Source organism: Arthrobacter sp. 35/47 (assembly GCF_000520475.1).
Taxonomy (GTDB): Bacteria; Actinomycetota; Actinomycetes; order Actinomycetales; family Micrococcaceae; genus Arthrobacter_D; species Arthrobacter_D subterraneus.
On record NZ_KI914597.1, the window covers coordinates 1 to 18,144 of the forward strand.

General features: G+C 66.6%; 15 protein-coding genes. 8 read left to right on the forward strand and 7 right to left on the reverse strand.

Annotated features, from left to right (window positions below):
* From X803_RS0109305 to X803_RS0109320, 4 genes are all read left to right on the forward strand, one after another.
* Nucleotides 1–623 (forward strand): pyridoxal-phosphate dependent enzyme (locus X803_RS0109305; protein ID WP_026544931.1); only part of this gene is annotated, 623 nt, incomplete at its 5' end.
* Between the two features lie 70 nt (nucleotides 624–693).
* Entirely contained in the window at nucleotides 694–1,338 is a 645-nt protein-coding gene (locus X803_RS0109310; RefSeq protein WP_026544932.1) for a dihydrofolate reductase family protein, read from the forward strand.
* 71 nt (nucleotides 1,339–1,409) lie between these two features.
* Complete coding sequence (locus X803_RS0109315; protein ID WP_026544933.1) at nucleotides 1,410–2,240, forward strand: DUF1206 domain-containing protein; 831 nt, start codon at nucleotides 1,410–1,412, stop codon at nucleotides 2,238–2,240.
* A 67-nt stretch (nucleotides 2,241–2,307) separates the two neighbouring features.
* The gene (locus X803_RS0109320) at nucleotides 2,308–3,627 is read left to right on the forward strand and encodes a hemolysin family protein (protein WP_026544934.1); all 1,320 of its coding nucleotides are present in this window, start codon (nucleotides 2,308–2,310) and stop codon (nucleotides 3,625–3,627) included.
* Here X803_RS0109320 and X803_RS0109325 read toward each other — a convergent pair.
* The 7 genes from X803_RS0109325 to rhaI form a co-directional block, all read right to left on the reverse strand.
* On the reverse strand, nucleotides 3,622–4,545 hold the full coding sequence (locus X803_RS0109325; protein WP_026544935.1) for a DMT family transporter: 924 nt from the start codon (nucleotides 4,543–4,545) through the stop codon (nucleotides 3,622–3,624). The two genes, X803_RS0109320 and X803_RS0109325, sit on opposite strands and share 6 nt — an antisense overlap.
* Before the next feature lie 111 nt (nucleotides 4,546–4,656).
* Complete coding sequence (locus X803_RS0109330) at nucleotides 4,657–5,385, reverse strand: cupin domain-containing protein (RefSeq protein WP_026544936.1); 729 nt, start codon at nucleotides 5,383–5,385, stop codon at nucleotides 4,657–4,659.
* Entirely contained in the window at nucleotides 5,382–6,287 is a 906-nt protein-coding gene (locus X803_RS0109335; protein ID WP_026544937.1) for a DUF6807 domain-containing protein, read from the reverse strand. The genes X803_RS0109330 and X803_RS0109335 overlap by 4 nt, the downstream gene beginning before the upstream one ends.
* Nucleotides 6,280–7,401: a Gfo/Idh/MocA family protein gene (locus tag X803_RS18950; protein WP_253907434.1), complete on the reverse strand. Its 1,122-nt coding sequence runs from the start codon at nucleotides 7,399–7,401 to the stop codon at nucleotides 6,280–6,282. Before X803_RS18950 ends, X803_RS0109335 begins: the two co-directional genes overlap by 8 nt.
* A 16-nt stretch (nucleotides 7,402–7,417) precedes the next feature.
* Entirely contained in the window at nucleotides 7,418–8,842 is a 1,425-nt protein-coding gene (locus X803_RS18955) for a rhamnulokinase (protein ID WP_035778459.1), read from the reverse strand.
* Between the two features lie 7 nt (nucleotides 8,843–8,849).
* On the reverse strand, nucleotides 8,850–10,886 hold the full coding sequence (locus X803_RS0109350) for a bifunctional rhamnulose-1-phosphate aldolase/short-chain dehydrogenase (protein WP_026544938.1): 2,037 nt from the start codon (nucleotides 10,884–10,886) through the stop codon (nucleotides 8,850–8,852).
* A gap of 2 nt (nucleotides 10,887–10,888) precedes the next feature.
* Entirely contained in the window at nucleotides 10,889–12,055 is a 1,167-nt protein-coding gene (gene rhaI, locus X803_RS0109355; RefSeq protein ID WP_026544939.1) for an L-rhamnose isomerase, read from the reverse strand.
* 252 nt (nucleotides 12,056–12,307) lie between these two features.
* Between rhaI and X803_RS0109360 the strand changes: the two genes are divergently transcribed.
* The 4 genes from X803_RS0109360 to X803_RS0109375 all read left to right on the forward strand — a co-directional run bounded on the left by X803_RS0109360 (nucleotide 12,308) and on the right by X803_RS0109375 (nucleotide 18,095).
* Nucleotides 12,308–13,306, forward strand: a complete 999-nt coding sequence (locus tag X803_RS0109360) for a LacI family DNA-binding transcriptional regulator (protein WP_026544940.1) — start codon at nucleotides 12,308–12,310, stop codon at nucleotides 13,304–13,306.
* Between the two features lie 254 nt (nucleotides 13,307–13,560).
* Nucleotides 13,561–13,899 (forward strand): L-rhamnose mutarotase, encoded by a 339-nt coding sequence (locus X803_RS0109365; protein ID WP_026544941.1) that lies wholly within the window; start codon nucleotides 13,561–13,563, stop codon nucleotides 13,897–13,899.
* A complete protein-coding gene (locus X803_RS0109370) occupies nucleotides 13,896–14,984 on the forward strand; it encodes a Gfo/Idh/MocA family protein (RefSeq protein ID WP_026544942.1) in 1,089 nt (362 codons plus the stop codon). The genes X803_RS0109365 and X803_RS0109370 overlap by 4 nt, the downstream gene beginning before the upstream one ends.
* A gap of 546 nt (nucleotides 14,985–15,530) precedes the next feature.
* A complete protein-coding gene (locus X803_RS0109375; protein ID WP_026544943.1) occupies nucleotides 15,531–18,095 on the forward strand; it encodes a rhamnogalacturonan lyase in 2,565 nt (854 codons plus the stop codon).
* The last annotated feature ends 49 nt before the right edge of the window (nucleotides 18,096–18,144 follow it).

The following is an 18,144-nucleotide window of genomic DNA, read 5'->3' on the forward strand; positions in this document are numbered from 1 at the left end:
ACCAGTTCACCTACGCCGAACGCGCCACTGACTGGCGCGGCAACAACAACATCGCCGAATCGATCTTCCGGCAGATGGAACACGAGCGGTTCCCGGTGCCCGAGTGGGTGGTGGTCGGCGCGGGAACCGGAGGAACCAGCGCCACCATCGGTAGGTACCTCCGATACAACCGGTACCCCACGCGCCTCGCCGTCGTTGATCCTGAGAACTCGGCGTTCTACCCGACCTGGGCGGGCGGCAGCGCTGCCGTCGGTCAACCCTCCCGCATCGAGGGGATCGGACGGCCCCGGCCCGAGCCGAGCTTCATCCCCTCCGTCATCGACGCGATGATCCAGGTGCCCGACGCCGCCTCGGTCGCTGCCTCCCGCCATCTGCGCTCGTTCGCCGGGATCTCCGCGGGCCCCTCTACCGGGACCAACCTGTGGGGAGTGTGGCAGCTCGTTGCGCAGCTGAAGGCTGCCGGCCGGAGGGGGAGCATCGTGTCCCTCCTGTGTGACTCCGGTGACCGGTACGCCTGCTCTTATAACGACGACGGCTGGCTGGGTGAGCGCGGCCTGGATCCAGCCCCCGCGCTCGGCCTGCTGGAGGAGTTCCTTGCGACGGGGGAGTGGCCGGCGGCCTGACCATTGTGGATAGTGCCCGTTGGCGGTAGTTTCTGGCTAGCTGCGGTCAGCAGCACAAGGAGAGGTACAGATGAACCAGCTGCTTCGGGTCCAGAACTTCTGCGTGTCGAGTGACGGCTATGGCGCCGGCGAAAACCAGAGCTTCGAGAGGCCCTTCGGCCACGCAGACCCGGGCGCGATGTTCGCGTGGGCGGGGGCAACGGCGAGCTGGCCGAACCGCACGGACCCCGGCGGAACCCGGGGCATCGATGACTACTTCACCCGGGACTTCACAAACAACATCGGGGCGGAGATCATGGGCCGCAACAAGTTCAGCCCGCACCGCGGCCCCTGGGAGAGCGAGGAGTGGCAGGGCTGGTGGGGTAGCGAGCCGCCCTTCCATACGCCTGTCTTTGTGCTGACCCATTATGAGCGGCCGTCCTTCACCCTTTCTGACACCACCTTCCACTTCATCAACGCTGACCCGTCCAGTGTTATGGCGAAGGCCCGTGATGCTGCCAACGGCAAGGACGTACGGCTGGGCGGGGGCGCCGCCACCATCCGGGAGTTCCTTGACGCGGATCTGGTGGACACGCTGCACGTGGCGGTCTCACCGATACAGCTCGGCGGCGGGTCCCGGCTCTGGGAATCACCCGAGGAGCTGCTTGACCGGTACCACCTTGAGACTGTTCCCAGTCCGAGCGGGGTAACGCATCACCTGTTCTGGCGTCGCTGAGCGCCCGGGCCTTTTCCGCGCCCTGCGGGCGGCGGTTGTACCCTGAAATACCAGGGAATGCAGGAGCGGTGATGTCGACAGACGAGAACTCTCTGGCACGTCAGGCCGCCGATGCGGCAGAGGACGCGTCGGACCACAAGGCGCTCGACGTCGTCGCGCGCTTTGGGTTCGCTGTTCTCGCCGTGGTCCACATTCTGATTGGCCTGATCGCACTGCAGATCGCGTTCGGCGGAAACGGCGAGGCCGAGCCCAGCGGGGCCCTGGAACACCTGGCCGGCGGAACCTTCGGTCCGTGGACCATGTGGGCGTGCGCGGGCGGGTGTCTGGGGTTGGCCGCGTGGCAGTTCAGCGAAGCGACGCTGCGTGCCCGGCACCTTCCCACCGGGCAGCAGGTGTCCAAGACCATTTCCTCAGGGTCCCTGAGCATCATCTACGGCAGCATGGCTTTCACCTTCGCCCGGTTCGCCTTTGGCGGGGAGGTGGACTCCAGCGAATCCACCCGGGATTTCACCGCCTCCATGATGGAATCCGCGTTCGGCATCTTCGTGATTCTCGCCGTCGGTGGGACTGTGTTCGGGATTGGTGTCTATTTTGTCTTCAAGGGGATCCTGCGCAAGTTCCGGCCCGAACTTGCGCACTTCGAAGACACGCGACGGGGTGCTCTCATCGACGTGCTCGGGGTGATCGGGCACGTCGCCAAGGGGCTCGCACTTGTGCTGGTGGGCATGCTGTTTGTGGCCGCCGTGATGACGCATGATCCGAGCCGTTCCACCGGTCTTGACGGCAGCCTGAAGGCGCTGCCCGAGCACCCCTTCGGTATCCCGCTGCTGATCACCATTGCCGTTGGGCTGATCTGCTACGGCATCTTCGCGCTGGTCCGCTCCAGGTTCGGGCGGATGTAACGGTGCCTGGCGGCAGTAGGGTGCGGACCGGCAGGGCTGTCTGAAACCACGCCTATAGGGTGAAGAGGTGGACACTGACACTCTTGTGAATGCCCTGCTGGTTCTCGTCTTCGTGCTGGTCGGGGGTGTGTTCGCGGGCACCGAGATGGCCATCGTCAACCTGCGCGAGGGACAGATCAAGCGCATCGAAGAGTCCGGCAGCGGTGGTGCGAAGACCGCCACACTGGTCCGCAATCCGAACCTGTTCCTCTCGGCTGTGCAGATCGGCGTCACACTGGCCGGATTCTTCTCCTCGGCCTACGGTGCATCCACCCTTGCGCCGGACGTGGCGCCAATCCTGGTGGACCTCGGAATAACGGAAGGGACCGCCAATACGCTGGCCCTGATCGGGATGACGCTGGTCATTGCGTACCTGTCGCTGGTGCTCGGCGAACTGGTTCCCAAGCGCCTCGCCATGCAGCGCGCCGTCGGATTCACAAAGGTTCTTGCTCCGCCGCTCAACGTGTTCGCCGTGCTGATGCGCCCGGTGATCTGGCTCCTGTCCGTGTCGACCAACTTCGTGGTGAAGCTGGTCGGCGGCGACCCGCATGCCACCACCGAGGACTACACCGCAGCGGAACTGCGGCAGCTGGTCCAGGACACCCCGGACCTGCGGCAGGAACACCGTCAGATACTTTCCGATGCCTTCACCGCAGGCGAGCGCCTTGTCGAAGAAGTGAAGCGCCCGAGAACCGACGTCGAATTTCTGGACCAGGCCATGCCGGTCAGGGAGGCCGGCGATGCGGTGCGCAGTCTCCCCTTCACCAGGTATCCCGTGTACCGGGAGTCGATTGACGACGTCGTCGGCTTTATCCACCTCCGCGACCTACTCACCCACGAGGGTTCCGGCGGGGAGCCGATCGCAGGGCTTGTCCGTCCCATCCTCGCCGTGCCGGGATCCAACAAGATCCTGCCGACCCTTACGCAGATGAGGCGGGAGGGACACCACATCGCCCTGGTGGTTGACGAATACGGCGGCACCGACGGGATCGTCACGCTCGAGGATCTCCTGGAGGAACTGGTGGGGGAAATCTACGACGAGTACGACGACGACCGCGCCGGCCATCCGGAAGCGCACCGGCTCGAGGGCGGTGAAGTGCTGGAACTCGATGGTGGGCTGATTCTTCAGGAGGCCTCCGAGAAAATGGGAGCTGAGCTTCCCGACGACGGACGCTATGAGACGCTGGCAGGCCTGGTCCTTGATCTTCTCGGCCGTCTCCCTCAACGTGGCGACAGTGTGGAGGTCGCCGGGCACCGTATCGAGGTGGACAGGATGGCTAACCACCGGATCGAACGTGTGCGGATTACCCGCCTCGAGGAGGCCCAGGAGCCGGACGCCGGGTCATAGCCGGGGAACGTCCACCGCTGCGGGGGCCGTCCGGCGCACCGGTACGGTCAGCACAGCGAGGCTGGCAATCACCAGTCCCACGCCGGCCCAGCCCACCGGAGGAAGCCGTTCCCCGACGATGAGGACGGCGAGGATCGCCGCGACCACCGGTTCCGCCAGCGACAGGGTGGTGGCCGTGCTCGCCTTCACCCGGGCGAGGCCCAGGCCGAAGAACACGTAGCCGAGGAACATCGGCACCAGCGCCATGTAGATGCCTACACTGAAGTTGGTCCACGAGTCCAGCAGCGGTGCACCGGTGATGAAAAGCACCGGCATCAGCAGGACACCGCCCGCCCCGAAGATTGCGCCCATCGCCACCCGGGACGGTACGCCGCCCTGCATGGTCCGATGCGCAGCCCAGGAGTACAGCGCATAGGTGGCGCCGGCCAGGAGCCCGAGCAGGACGCCCAGCGCAGTATTGCCCGCTCCGGCCGCCCTCGCCGGCTCGACGACGGAGAGCAGTGCTACTCCCACGAGCCCGACGCCGGCACCCACCACCCAGCGCGCGCTCAGCCGGTGCCGGTCGATCAGGCGTTCGATGACGGCCGAGGCAATCGGAGCGGACCCGATCGAGATGACCGTACCCACGGCCACGCCGGCCAGGCGCATGGAGCTGTAGAAGGCGAGCGGGTAGATCGCGACCGCCAGGCCGCCGACCGCTACGGTGACCCACCGCCGTCGTAATTCATCGCGGGCGGAAGCCAGCGCCGGGCCCGCAAGGAGCGACTGGAGGAGACCTCCGACGCCCATTGCCGCTGCGCCGATGGCGAGAGGACCGACGTCGGGCGCGAACGTCGCCGCGGTTCCGGTGGTACCCCACAGCACGGCGGCGATGAGCACGAACAGCGCACCAAGGCCGGCACCGGGGGAGACAGTCACACTGGAAAGCCTATCCGGGCGGCGCCGGGCAGAATCGCCGGTTGGTTGCAGGTGCGTCGAAAGGTAACGACGTTCCCACCGGGGACCGGCGTTCCTGCACACGGGGAGCGGTCAGGTGTCCCACACCTGGAGCCGCCCGCACATCCCGAAGGCGCGTGGCTCCGGACGCGGAACAGCACGCACGACGGCGGCATCCGCCAGATGCGCAGCGTCACCGGCGGTGAGGGACGCCAGTTGCACGCGGGTGGTCTCGACGTCGGTGAGGACAGTCTCCGACCAGAGCTTCGTCCACTGCTCCACCCTGGGCTGCACCAGCGCCGCCGCGGCGGCGTAGAACTCCTCAAGCGGCCCGCGGTCCCCGTCCTGCAGCGGGCCGAGCAGGGCGTGGTAGCCCTCGATCGCAAGGTCCCGCCGTCGTCGTGCGGCGTCGGCACGCTCGCTCTCTGAGCCCTCCGGCAGGGTCACCGCTTCCCGGTAGCGATCAGCATCCGACACGACGTCCAGCGGGAAGGTGAGCACGGCGTCGCCGGCCTCCGGCAGCCCGGAATTCTGCATGACCGTCAGGATATGCAGGTCGCCGGTGTTGATCAGCCGGTGCACCGTGCCCGGGCTGAACCACAGGACGGACCCGGCGCTGAGCGGATCCCGGGCGAAGCCGTCCGATGAAAGGGTGTGCACCTCTCCCGTTCCACCGGCCACCACGTAGCCCTCGTTCGACACGGTGTGCAGGTGCGGGGTTCCGCCGTGGTGGCCGTCGTCTGTTTCCCACTCATAGACGCGCAGGTCGCTGATACCCACGCTGCCGGGGAACGCCGGTCCCTGGGGCAGGGCAGGTGTCACAGCGATGCGCCCTTCGCGATCCGCTCGATGTCGCCGCGCTCGCAGATCCGGTCCACAAAGACGTAGCGGTGCTGCAGTCGCAGCGACTCTCCGGGGGCGAGCGTTATTTCCTCATCGAACGCGGGGGAGGGCGCCAGTGCCGCGAATGGTTCGCTGCGGACAAACCACTTCAGCGGAACCGACGACGACGACGTCCCGGCCAGCGCCACGATGGTGGCGCCGCCGTCGAGCTCGTCATGCTGCCCGGTGAGGGCGATCCACGGCGCCGACGTTCCCATCATCGCTTCACCCCCGGCGCCGTCCGGTCCGAGGATGTCGCAGCCGGTCCAGCTGCGCGGGCCACGCCAGAAGAAGCCGGTGTAGCCGGCGTTGGGGCGGCCGTGGGTGGTGGGGCTGCCGAAGTCGAGCGTGCGGTCTGAAACGTTGGTCAGTTCCGTGGCGAAATCCAGCTGCCAGGACTGCTCCTGCACATCGACGGTGGAAAAGACGGTTTCGCGCTGCTCCGAGAGCCAGCGCTCGCCGGCGGAGGTGCGCCAGGTCAGGTTCTCGCCGACGGTGATCCGGTCCGGCGTCGTCGAGAGCGAGGGAAAATCGTCGTGCTCGATCGACCCCAGATTGTCCTGCCACTGGTAGTCCGTCTCCGGTGAGAATGTGGGCCCGCCCCAGAAGTTCTGACCGGAGATGTGGGACCAGGTCATCTGCAGGCCCTTGTGCCAGCGGTGATCCCAGGGGCGGAAGCAGGTCAGCGGCGCACCGCTCAGCGTGCGGAGCGGATGCAGGTACGGCTTCGGTGCCTCCGAGCGGTTGGCCGGCGGGATGAACACGTACGTCGCGAGGTCAACGGCGCCGCAGGAGATGACGAGTTCGCTGTTGTTCGGGCGGCTGAGCTGCAGGTCAGGCATCGGCTGTCTCCTTGATCGGTTCGCGGGATCCCTGCCCTGATCCGTTCATGGACCAGTAGAACGGATTATCCCGGTGAAGCTCGCTGCGCTGTACCCGCCGGCCCGTGAACGCGGACTGGTACAGTCCCGCAACCAGTTCAAGCACCCGACGCCCATCATGCCCGGACGCCGCCGGGCGCTCCCCGCGCTCAAGCGAGGACACGAGCTCCTCCAGTTGCACCGCGTGGGAGCTGGCGAGGTTCTGGGTAGGGGCCCAGGCACCCACCACATCGGGGCCGACGTGCGGTGCGGGCGTCCACCTCCAGTGCGAGTTGTCGTACCCATAGAGATGCTCCACCTCCACCGTGGCATCGGCGAAGTCGAAGCGCAGGTAGCTGGTCTCCCGCGGCGAGAGCACACTGTTGACCACCGACACGATTGCGCCGTTCTCGAAGGTCACGTGAGCGAAGGAGACGTCTTCGGTTTCCACCTCCCGTCCGAGCGTTGCCATGGTGGCGCTGATTTCAGTCCAGTCGCCGAGCAGGGACAGCAGCAGGTCCATCTGGTGGATGCCGTGGCCCATGGCGGGCCCGCCGCCTTCCGTTTCCCACTTACCCCGCCACGCGACGTCGTAATAGGCGGTGTCGCGGTACCAGAGCGTGTGGCAGATGCCCACCAGCGGCGCCCCGAGATCACCGGCGGCGATCTGCGCACGCAGCGTGCGCGCGGCGGATCCGAACCGGTGCTGGAATACGTAGGAGGCGTACGGGCCGGCGGCACCCTCGTGCTCGAGGATGGAATCGTATTCGGCGAGTGAAAGTGTCGGCGGCTTTTCGCACCAGACCGAGGCGCCGGCGTCGAGCGAGCGGATCACCGCGTCGGTGTGGGAGCCCGGCGGGGTGCACACCACCACGAGGTCGGGCTGCACCTCGGCGAGCATATCGGCCACGGCTGTGAAGGAACGGGGCGCACCCCACTCCGCCGCGACCTCCATGGCGCGGCCGCCGTCCATGTCGACGACCGCGTCAATGCTGACCCGGTCACCAAGTCCGCGCAGGGCGGGCAGATGCTGCCCCTGCGCGATGCCTCCGGCTCCGACGACGGCGGTACGGATAGGGGTACTACGAGCTGACACTGGGGTTCCTTCGCTTTCAGGTGGTGCTGAACGCCTTGCTCGGTTCATAACGGGAGGTTTGGGCCGTGCCGCGGACGGCGGCGCGGATTTCCTTCAGGGTTGCGTTCTTGCCGAGGGCACCGTCGGCGCGCGCCTGGACCAGTACATTGCCGAGGGCGGTGGCCTCCACCGGACCGGCCACGACGGGCAGGCCTGTGGCGTCCGCAGTGAGTTGGCACAGCAGCCGGTTCTGCGAACCGCCGCCCACAATATGCACGACGTCGATCGGCAGGCCGCTGAGTTCAGCCGCCTGTGCCAGCGTCCGCGCGTACACCTGCGCCAGGCTGTCGAGGATGCAGCGGACGACGGCGGCCTCAGACTCGAGCGCGGCGCCCGCGGCTTCCCGGATGCGGGCGGGCATGTTGCCCGGAGCGATGAAGGCATCCGAATCGGCGTCGATCGTGGGTCCGCCGGCCTGAAGGGCGGCCGCGTCCCTCAGGACGTCCTCGAGGGTGACTTCCGGGTCCCATTCGCGCAGGCACTCGCTCAGCAGCCACAGGCCACCGCAGTTGCGCAGGTAGCGGATGGTGCCGTCGACGCCGCGTTCGTTGGTAAAGTTCGCCGCCCTGCTCTCCCCGGTGCGGATCGGCTCGTGGAGTTCCACGCCGACCAGCGACCAGGTGCCGGAGGAGATGTAGGCGAAGTTGGCCTGCCCGGCTGGAACGGCTGCCACCGCCGACGCAGTGTCATGGGAGCCGACGGCAATGACCTTGGTTGCTGGGTCCAGTCCGGTGTGTTCGACTATCGCCGGCAGCAGGGTGCCCAGCGTGTACCCCGGTTCGATCAGAGTCGGGAAGAGGGTGCGCGGGATGCCGAGGGTGTCAAAGAGTTCGCCGGCGAAATTGCCCGTCGAGGCGTCCAGCAGGCCGGTGGTCGAGGCGTTGGTGACTTCGGTCCGGCGCTCGCCGGTGAGCCGGAATCCGAGGAGGTCGGGGATCAGGAGCGCCTGTCCGTTCTCGAGGTTCGGTTCGGCGGCGAGCTGGTAGATGGTGTTGAAGCGGAGGAACTGCAGGCCGGTGGTCTCATACAGCCGTTCGAAGGGGACTTTCTCGTGGACCGTGTCCACCACCTCCGCCGTGCGGGAGTCCCGGTAGCTGTGGGGCTGGGAGGTGAGGGCGCCGTCGTCGTGCACCAGGCCGTAGTCCACTGCCCAGGTGTCGACGCCGATACTCACGATCCGTTCACCCTTTTCGTCCACCTGCTCGCGGGCCAGCGTGAGGCCGCGGAGTACCTCGCCGAACAGGGCGGTGAAGTCCCAGCGCAGCGCGCCGTCGATCTCCTGTACCCCATTGGGGAAGCGGTGCACCACGTCGAGCGTGGGGCCGTCGGCGCCCATCCGGCCGAGGATGACCCGGCCGGATGAGGCTCCGATATCGACGGCGGCGTAGACCTGCGTCATCATGAGCCGGTCAGCGCAGGAAGGCGGCGGCGACGCCGGCGTCGACCGGGACGTGCAGCCCGGTGGTGTGGGACAGTTCAGCGGAGGTGAGGACTGCAGCGGCGTTGGCCACGTTCTCCGGGAGTACCTCGCGCTTGAGGAGGGTCCGCTGGGCGTAGTACTCGCCGAGCTTCTCTTCCTCCACACCGTAGACGGCGGCGCGCTTGGCGCCCCACCCGCCGGCGAAGATGCCGGAGCCGCGGACCACACCGTCGGGGTTGATGCCGTTCACCCGGACACCGTGCTCGCCGAGCTCCGCGGCGAGGAGGCGCACCTGGTGGGCCTGGTCCGCCTTGGTGGCGGAGTACGCGATGTTGTTCGGGCCGGCGAACACGGAGTTCTTGGAGGAGATGTAGATGATGTCTCCGCCCATTTCCTGGTCGATGAGGACCTTCGCGGCGGCCCTCGAGACCAGGAACGAGCCCTTGGCCATGACGTTGTGCTGCAGGTCCCAGTCCTTTTCGGAGGTTTCCAGCAGCGGTTTGGAGATGGACAGGCCGGCGTTGTTGACCACGAGGTCCAGCCCACCGAAGGCCAGGACGGCGGCGTTGACCGCGTCCTGGACCTGTTCGGGGCTGGTGACGTCCGCCTGGACGCCGATGGCGACGTCGGGGCCGCCGAGTTCCTCGGCCACTTTTTCGGCGTTCTCGAGATTCAGGTCCGCGATGACCACGCACGCACCCTCGGCGGCGAGCCGGGTGGCGATGGCCTTGCCGATACCCGAGGCTGCGCCGGTGACCAGCGCGATGCGGGTTGCGTGGGACTTCGGTTTGGGCATCCGCGCGAGTTTGGCCTCCTCCAGTGCCCAGTACTCGATGCGGAACTTCTCGGACTCATCGATGGGCGCGTAGGTGGAGATCGCTTCGGCGCCGCGCATCACGTTGATGGCGTTGAGGTAGAACTCGCCGGCCACGCGCGCGGTCTGCTTGTTGGCACCGTAGGAGAACATTCCGACGCCGGGGATCAGAACGATGGCCGGGTCCGCTCCGCGCATGGCCGGGGAGTCCTCTGCGGCGTGGCGCTCGTAGTACGCGCGGTAGTCCTCGCGGTACTCCTTGTGCAGTTCCTTCAGCCGCTTGACGGACTCCTCGATGGAGGCGTCTGAGGGGAGGTCCAGGACCAGGGGCTTGACCTTGGTGCGCAGGAAGTGGTCCGGGCAGGAGGTGCCCAAAGCGGCCAGGCGCGGGTGATCCGTTGAGGCAAGGAAGTCCAGGACGGCGTCGTCGTCCGTGAAGTGCCCAACCTGTGCCCGGTCGGTGGAGGCCAGGCCGCGGATCACGGGGGCGAGGGCCGCGGCCTTTGCGTGGCGCTCCTCCGGCGCGAGGGCGGCGTAACCCTCAAGGGGTTCGCCGAACGGGTTGGGGCGGCTGTTCGCGGCGATGTAGCGCTCAGCGGTTTCGATGATCCACAGTGAGTTGTTCTCGGCCTCCTCGGAGGTTTCACCCCAGGCGGTGATGCCGTGGCCGCCGAGGATGGTGCCGACGGCCTGCGGGTTCTCGGCCTTGATGGCGGCGATGTCCAGTCCCAGCTGGAACCCGGGGCGGCGCCAGGGAACCCAGAGAACCTTGTCGCCGAAGATCTTCTGCGTGAGGGCTTCACCGTCCACCGCGGTGGCGATGGCGATGCCGGAGTCCGGGTGCAGGTGGTCCACGTGTGCGGCGTCGACCAGGCCGTGCATGGCGGTATCGATCGACGGGGCAGCGCCGCCCTTGCCGTGCAGGGTGTAGTCGAACGCGGCGACCATCTTGTCTTCGCGGTTCAGGCCGGGGTAGACGTTGGTCAGGGCGCGGAGCCGGTCCAGGCGGAGTACGGCCAGGCCCTGCTCCTTGAGGGTGCCGAGGTCACCGCCGGAGCCCTTCACCCAGAGCAGCTCGACGTTTTCGCCGGTGACCGGGTCCGTGTCGGTGCCCTTCGCGGAGGTGTTCCCGCCGGCGTAATTGGTGTTGCGCTTGTCCGCGCCGAGCCGGTTTGACCGCTCGATCAAATCTCGCACTGTCTGGTTGCTCATGCTTACGCGCCCCATCCTGCCTGCTGCCCGCCTGCGCGGTCAGCGTTGATTTTGTCCTGGTAACCGCTGGCCTTGTACTCCGCCATGGGATCCGCGGGGAGGCCGCGGGATTGACGCCACTCGGCCAGCGCCGGGCGCACATCGGTGTAGAAGGCATCCATGAAGAGGGCATGTGCGCCGAGTACGTCGCCGGCCTCCTGCGCCTGGGTCAGGGCAGAGCGGTCGATCAGCAGCGCCCGTGCAGCCATCTCCTGGACATTGAGCACCGAGCGGATCTGCCCGGGGATCTTTTCCTCGAGGTTGTGGCACTGGTCCAGCATGAGAGCCACGTTGCTGGCCGGATCCAGGGCGCCGCCCCGGACCACCTCGTACATGATGCGGAAGAGCTGGAACGGATCCGCGGACCCGACAATGAGGTCATCGTCCGCGTAGAAGCGGGAGTTGAAGTCGAAGGAGCCGAGCTTTCCCAGGCGGATCAGCTGCGCGACGATGAATTCGATGTTGGTGCCCGGGGCGTGGTGCCCGGTGTCCAGGCAGACCAGGGCTTTCTCACCGAGAGCCAGGGTGTGGGCGTAGGAGGTTCCCCAGTCGGGAACGTCGGTGTGGTAGAAAGCCGGCTCGAAGAACTTGTACTCGAGGACCATGCGCTGGTCATCGCCCAGGCGTGCGTAGACCTTCTGCAGGGAATCGTGCAGCCAGTCCTGACGGGAGCGCATGTCACCCTGGCCCGGGTAGTTGGTGCCGTCCGCCAGCCAGATCTTCAGGTCCTGGGACCCGGTGACGTTCATGATGTCGATGCACTCGTACATGTGGTCGAGGGCCTTGTTGCGCACCGCCGGGTCGCTGTGGGTGAGGGAGCCGAACTTGTAGATGTCGTCCTGGAACGTGTTGCTGTTGATGGTGCCGAGCTTCATACCGAGGTTCTGCGCGAAGTCCGCGAGCTCCGTGTAGTCCTCCACCTTGTCCCAGGGGATATGCAGCGCAACCGACGGTGCCAGGCCGGTCAGCTCGTTGACCTTCGCCGCGTCCGCGATCTTCTCCTGCACAGTGCGCGGCGTGCCCGGGGTCTGGAACACCTTGAAACGGGTTCCGGAATTGCCGTAGGCCCAGGACGGCACCTCAATGGCCAGATTCTCCAGGGTTGGCGTAATGCGGCTCAGGTCAACCATTACTTCTCTCCATCTACGGCCGTGGGCTCCAGGGCCGGCGCGCGTCGTCGTCGTTTTGCACCGGCTCTTCACCGGAGGCAATGGGGCGTTCGGCGGAGAGCCAGGAGATGAATCAGATATTGAATCGATTCATTAGCACGTTTCAAAGGTATCCTTGGCGGTAAGTGGTGTCAAGCAATTCGGTGAAAGCCGCAGATTCTCCGGCGCCGCGTCCCACAACCGAGCACTTCCGCGAAACGAGGGTCTGTCCGGATGGTCAGTATCAAAGACGTTGCCGACCAGGCGCAGGTTGCCGTCGGTACGGTGTCCAACGTCCTCAACAACCCCGACCGCGTGGCGGAAAAGACGCGCGAACGGGTGCTCAATGTCATCTCCGAACTGGGCTTTGTCCGCAATGACGCCGCCCGGCAGCTCCGTGCCGGGCTCAGCCGGACCATCGGGCTGATTGTCCTCGACGTGAGCAACCCCTTCTTCTCCTCGCTGGCGCGCGCCGCCGAGGACCGCGCGGCGGAGTCGGACAGCACGGTGCTGCTGGGGGACAGCTGCCACGACGCCGGGCGCGAAGGCCGCTATCTCGATGTGTTCGAGCAGCAACGGGTGAAGGGCGTGCTGATTTCCCCAGTGGGAAACATCGACTCCCGCCTTGAGCAACTGCGGGCGCACGGAGTGCCGGTAGTCCTGGTGGATCGGGTGGACCCTCAGCGGCGTGTGAGCTCGGTGTCGGTCGACGACGTCGCGGGCGGTTACATGGCCGTGAAGCACATGCTCACGCGGGGCCGGCGGCGAATCGCCTTTATTGGTGCCTCGACCGATATCCAGCAGGTCGCGGACCGTCTCACCGGAGCCCAGCAGGCGGTGGCCGAGTATCCGGATGCCGAGCTGGAGGTGGTGGAGGCCGCAGCGATGACCGTTCTTGCCGGGCGGGCCGCGGGTGAGCTGCTCGCCGAGCGCGGCCGCGAGGGCCTGCCGGACGGCATCTTCTGCGCCAATGACCTGCTGGCGATCGGCGTCATGCAGGCGGTGCTGCTCATCCGCGGGCTGCGCATTCCGGAGGACCTCGCGCTCATCGGTTACGACGACATCGACTTTGCGCAGTCCGCCGTCGTACCGCTGTCCACCGTGCGGCGACCGACGGAACTCATGGGGCGCACCGCCGTCGAGCTGTTGCTGGAAGCGATTGACCGGACCGCCGCCGAGAGCCGCCAGGTGATTTTCCAGCCGGAACTGGTCACGCGCGGCAGTACGCTTTAGCCTCGTCCCCGTTCCCGCCCGCCCCCGGAACTTTCGGGCACCTCTGGTGGGATCGCCAGCGTCGGGCTCGCCAGACGTGCGCAAAAGTTCCGACGGTTTCGGGGTTCTGAATGGACCGTCCGGTGTACCATCGTATGAAACGATTCACATCAGGCACGAATCTGTGGGGGTTTTTGTCGCCTAACTGACGTTATAACCGCACCAAAGCAGCAGTTAGGCGACAAAAACTCCCGAGCGCCGCTGAGAGGAGATCCATGGAACGCGTCTGTTTCCAGTTGCAGGTGAAGCCCGACCGGCTGCAGGAATACAAGGAACGCCACGCCGCGGTCTGGCCGGATATGCTACGCGCACTCAAGGACACCGGCTGGAACAACTACTCTCTTTTTCTCCGCCCGGACGGGCTCCTGATCGGGTACGTGGAAACGGAAGACTTGGCAGCGGCACAGCGCGCGATGGCGGAAACCGAGGTCAACGCACGCTGGCAGGCCGAGATGGGGGAGTTCTTCGTGGAACTTGAGGGTCGTCCGGACGAGGCGTTTGTGCGTATCGAAGAGGTCTTCCATCTGGAGGACCAGCTCGGGCGCGTCGAATGACCCGCACCCTCCGCGCCGCCATTCTCGGTACCGGCGCCGTCGCGCACCTGCATGCCGAGGCGCTGGCCCGGATCGACGGTGTCACCGCTGTTGCCGCCGCGGACCCCAGCGCGGAACGCGTCCGCGACTTCAACGCCCGGCATGGCATCACAGCCGGGTACGGCACTCTGGAGGAGTTGCTGGCGGCGGAGGCCGTCGACGTCGTCCATATCTGTACGCCGCCTGCGGGACATGCGGAACAGGCAAGGGCAGCGTTCGACGCCGGTGCCCACGTGATTGCCGAGAAGCCACCCGCGCTCTCCCTCACGGAGGTGGATGACATGCAGTCCGCGGCTGCCGCCGCGAACCGCCAGCTCGCCGTCGTCTTCCAGCAGCGGACCGGCACTGCCGCCGCGCACATCAAGAAGCTGCTGAGCTCGGGAGAGCTGGGCCGGCCGCTGACCGCCGTCTGCCATACGCACTGGTACCGCGGGAGCGGCTACTACGAGGTCCCGTGGCGCGGAACCTGGGAATCCGAGGGCGGCGGCACCACGCTGAGCCACGGTATCCATCAGATCGATTTGCTGTCCTACCTGCTTGGGGAGTGGAGTTCTGCTTCGGGTCAACTCTTCCGCCTGGACCGGGAGGTGGAGACGGAGGACACGTCGTGCGGCGTCGTGGTGTTTGAAAGCGGTGCCGTCGCGTCCGTCATGAGCACGGTGCTCGCCCCGCGCGAGTCCAGTCTGATCCGCATCGACACGGAACACGCCACCATCGAGCTGGAGCACCTGTACGGCCACAATCATGCGAGTTGGAAGCTGACTCCTGCGCGCCATGTCGACGCCGGCCGCGTTGCCTCGTGGGCGCTTCCCGCCTCCGAGGTGCCAAGCGGACACGACGCGCTGCTTTCCGAGGTCTACGGTTCGTTGTTCGCGGGGGCGGATGTGCCGCCGGTTGCCGCCGATCCGGCGAGGGCCATCGAGATTGTCGCGGCGCTCTACGCGTCCGCCGGGCGGGGAGCACCGGTGTCCCGGGCGGAATTGGCGGCATCTGAGTTCCGGGGAAGCATGCGCGCGCCGGTGACGGACGTTCGCCCGGCGCGGTAGGTGCCGCTGCTCTCAATCTGCCAGTTGCGCTCGGTGGCCACGCCGGGTCTTCCATCCGCGCCTGCACCCGACAGAGCACGCCGGGCGCCGGTAGGGGTACGCCGGGCGCCGGTTGCGTAGGTCGGACGCCGGTTAGAGCAATTCGGACACCCTGTAGAGCAATCCGGAAATCCTGTAGAGCAATCCGGACACCGGTTCGAGCAGACCGGACGAGGGTGAGCGGAACGTTGCTCCCCTTTGTCTGGGTTGCTCACGCGCCGCAGTAGGCCACTCCCGTGGCGCGCCTGCAGTAGGCCACTCCCGTAGCGCGCCCGCAGGAGGCCGCACCAGCAGCGGCCGCACCAGGCAGCGGCCATACGCGACAGGGACCGAGATCGGTAGACCCGGGCGGGGGCCGGGGCCGGCAGGAAGGCTCGCGGCGGAGAGCGCGATAACCACCCGGCGGAGCATCCGATGCCGAATCACATCGACCTTGGAAAAACCTTGACCTTCTACAGCAGCTCGCCTAGCGTATAGAAAGCGCTTTCCCGTTGAAAGGATTCAAAGATGAACTCGCGCTTTCACCTTCTTCCCGTACCGGCAACGCTTGCTCTGAGTGCTGCCCTGATTGCCGGGGGTGGCGGCGTTCCAGCCGCCGCGGCTCCGGCACCCGATGCAAACGTCGGCATCCAGCTCGAACACCTCGACCGCGGTCTCGTCGCCGCCGCAACCTCCGAGGGGACCTTCCTCAGCTGGCGCCTTCTCGCCACCGAAGTCACCGGCGCCAGTGAAGCAGGCCAGACCGGCGCCGACTTCGCCGTCTACCGCAACGGCGAGAAAATTGCCACGGTGACCGACAGCACCAACTACCTCGACCCCGACGCAACGGAGGGCACCACCTACTCGGTTGCCGCCGTCGTCGACGGTGTTGAGCTGCAGCGCAGCGCGGAAATCAGTCCCTGGGCGCAAGGGCACACCGACATTCCGCTCCAGAAGCCGGCTGACGGCGTCACCCCCGCCGGTGAAAGCTACACCTACTCGGCCAATGACATGAGCCTGGGAGACGCGGACGGCGACGGCGACTACGAGTACGTGGTCAAGTGGGACCCCTCGAATTCCAAGGACGTCTCGCAGACCGGCTACACCGGCAACACCTACGTCGACACGTACACGATGGACGGCACGCTGCTGCACCGCATCGACCTCGGCGTGAACATCCGCTCCGGCGCCCACTACACGCAGTTCATGGTCTACGACTTCGACGGCGACGGCCGCACCGAGATGATGATGAAGACCGCGCCGGGTACCACAGTCACCCGGTACACCGACGGGGTGGCGGGCGAGCCGGAGTACATCACGATGCCGGCCGATGACATCGCCGCCGGCTACAGCAACGAGGACGACTACCGGAAGAGCGCGGCCGACTACTACGAGCACGTCGTGGACATGTTCGCCGGCTGGCACGAGCACCCCGAGGTTGTCGCGGGTAACTGGCCGGCCACGCTTGAGGATGCGTTCGGCATCGAGCAGCGTTACGAGTACCCGCTCTCGGACGCCGACGCACGCGCCATGGCGGACTACTTCATCGACGAGTACGCGCCCAGCCGCAGCACCCGCAACAATCTCCGCGCGTTCGAAGGCTTCATCCTTGACGGCCCCGAATACCTGACCGTGTTCGACGGCGCCACCGGGGAAGAGCTCCAGACCGTCGACTACGAGCCGGGACGGCACGACGACGGCCTCATGTGGGGCGACTACGCCATGAGCCGCATCGAGCCGGGCAACCGCGTGGACCGGTTCCTCGCCGGTGTCGCCTACCTGGACGGCCAGCGTCCGTCGGCGGTCTTCGCCCGCGGCTACTACACCCGCTCCACCCTCGTTGCCTACAACTGGGACGGAAAGAACCTTTCCAAGGTCTGGAACGTGGACAGCGGCTGGACGCCGATGACCAACCCGTTCAATGACGGCCCGCACGGCCGCCTCGGCACCGACCCGGAGTTCGGCTCGATCACCACGCAGGGCTTCCACTCGCTGAGTGCCGCGGATGTTGACGGAGACGGTCGCCAGGAAATCGTCTACGGCGCAGCCACAATCGACGACGACGGCTCCCTCCTCTACAGCTCCTTCGACACCCTGCCTGAGGGGAGCGGTAACCCGGGTGCTGAAGCGGGGCTGGGACACGGCGACGCAATGCATGTCACCGACATTGATCCGAACCGCCCCGGCCAGGAAATCTGGACCGTCCATGAAGGTGGCCGTTGGGCTCCGTATGGTTCAGTGATGCGCGACGCCGCCACCGGAGAAGTTCTCTTCGGCGCCTACTCCGGCCGGGACACTGGGCGCGGCATGATCGGCGATGTTCGTGTCGACGTCGAAGGCATCGAAGCGTGGGCCAGCATGCCGGGCGGCAGCGACGGATCGGGCCTGCTCAGCGCAACGGGCGAGCGCGTCGATGCCAAGACCCCCGGGACCAACATGAGCATCAGGTGGGCGGCGGACCTGACCACGCAGATCGTGAACGGATCCGGCAACGCCACCCCCACTATCGACGACTGGACCCGCGGTACTGTCCTCACGGCCGAGGGCACCCTCACCAACAACGGCACCAAGGGCAACCCGTCGCTGGTGGCCGACGCGTTCGGCGACTGGCGCGAGGAACTGTTTGTCCGCACGGCTGACAGCTCCGCGATCCGCGTGTACCTCAGCACCGAGGTCACCGGGCACAAGCTCACCACGCTGATGCACGACCCGCAGTACCGCGCGGAGGTGGCACGCCAGAACACCACCTACAACCAGCCGTCCTACACGAGCTACTACCTCGCCTCGGACATGGACTTCGCGGACGTTCCGGTGCCTGACGCCTGGACGCCGGGCCTCATCGGCTACCTGCAGGCCACCCTTGACTCGCTCATCGGGAGCGGGGATGTTGCAGGGCCGGTTGCGAAGCAGCTGGAGACCTCGCTCGCCCAGGCGAGGGACGGCGTGGAACAGGGCAACCTCGAGAACGTCGGCAAGGCGATGGACCGGTTTGTGCGGGCCCTGAACCAGGGCAAGAAGCCGGACGTTGTGTCGGATGACGCCCGCGCCGTGCTTGAGAACGGCGCTCAGACGGTCCTCGGCATGGTCCGGTAGCACTCGGCTAACCCCGGAACTTTCGGGCAGATATGGCGGGTTCGGCACG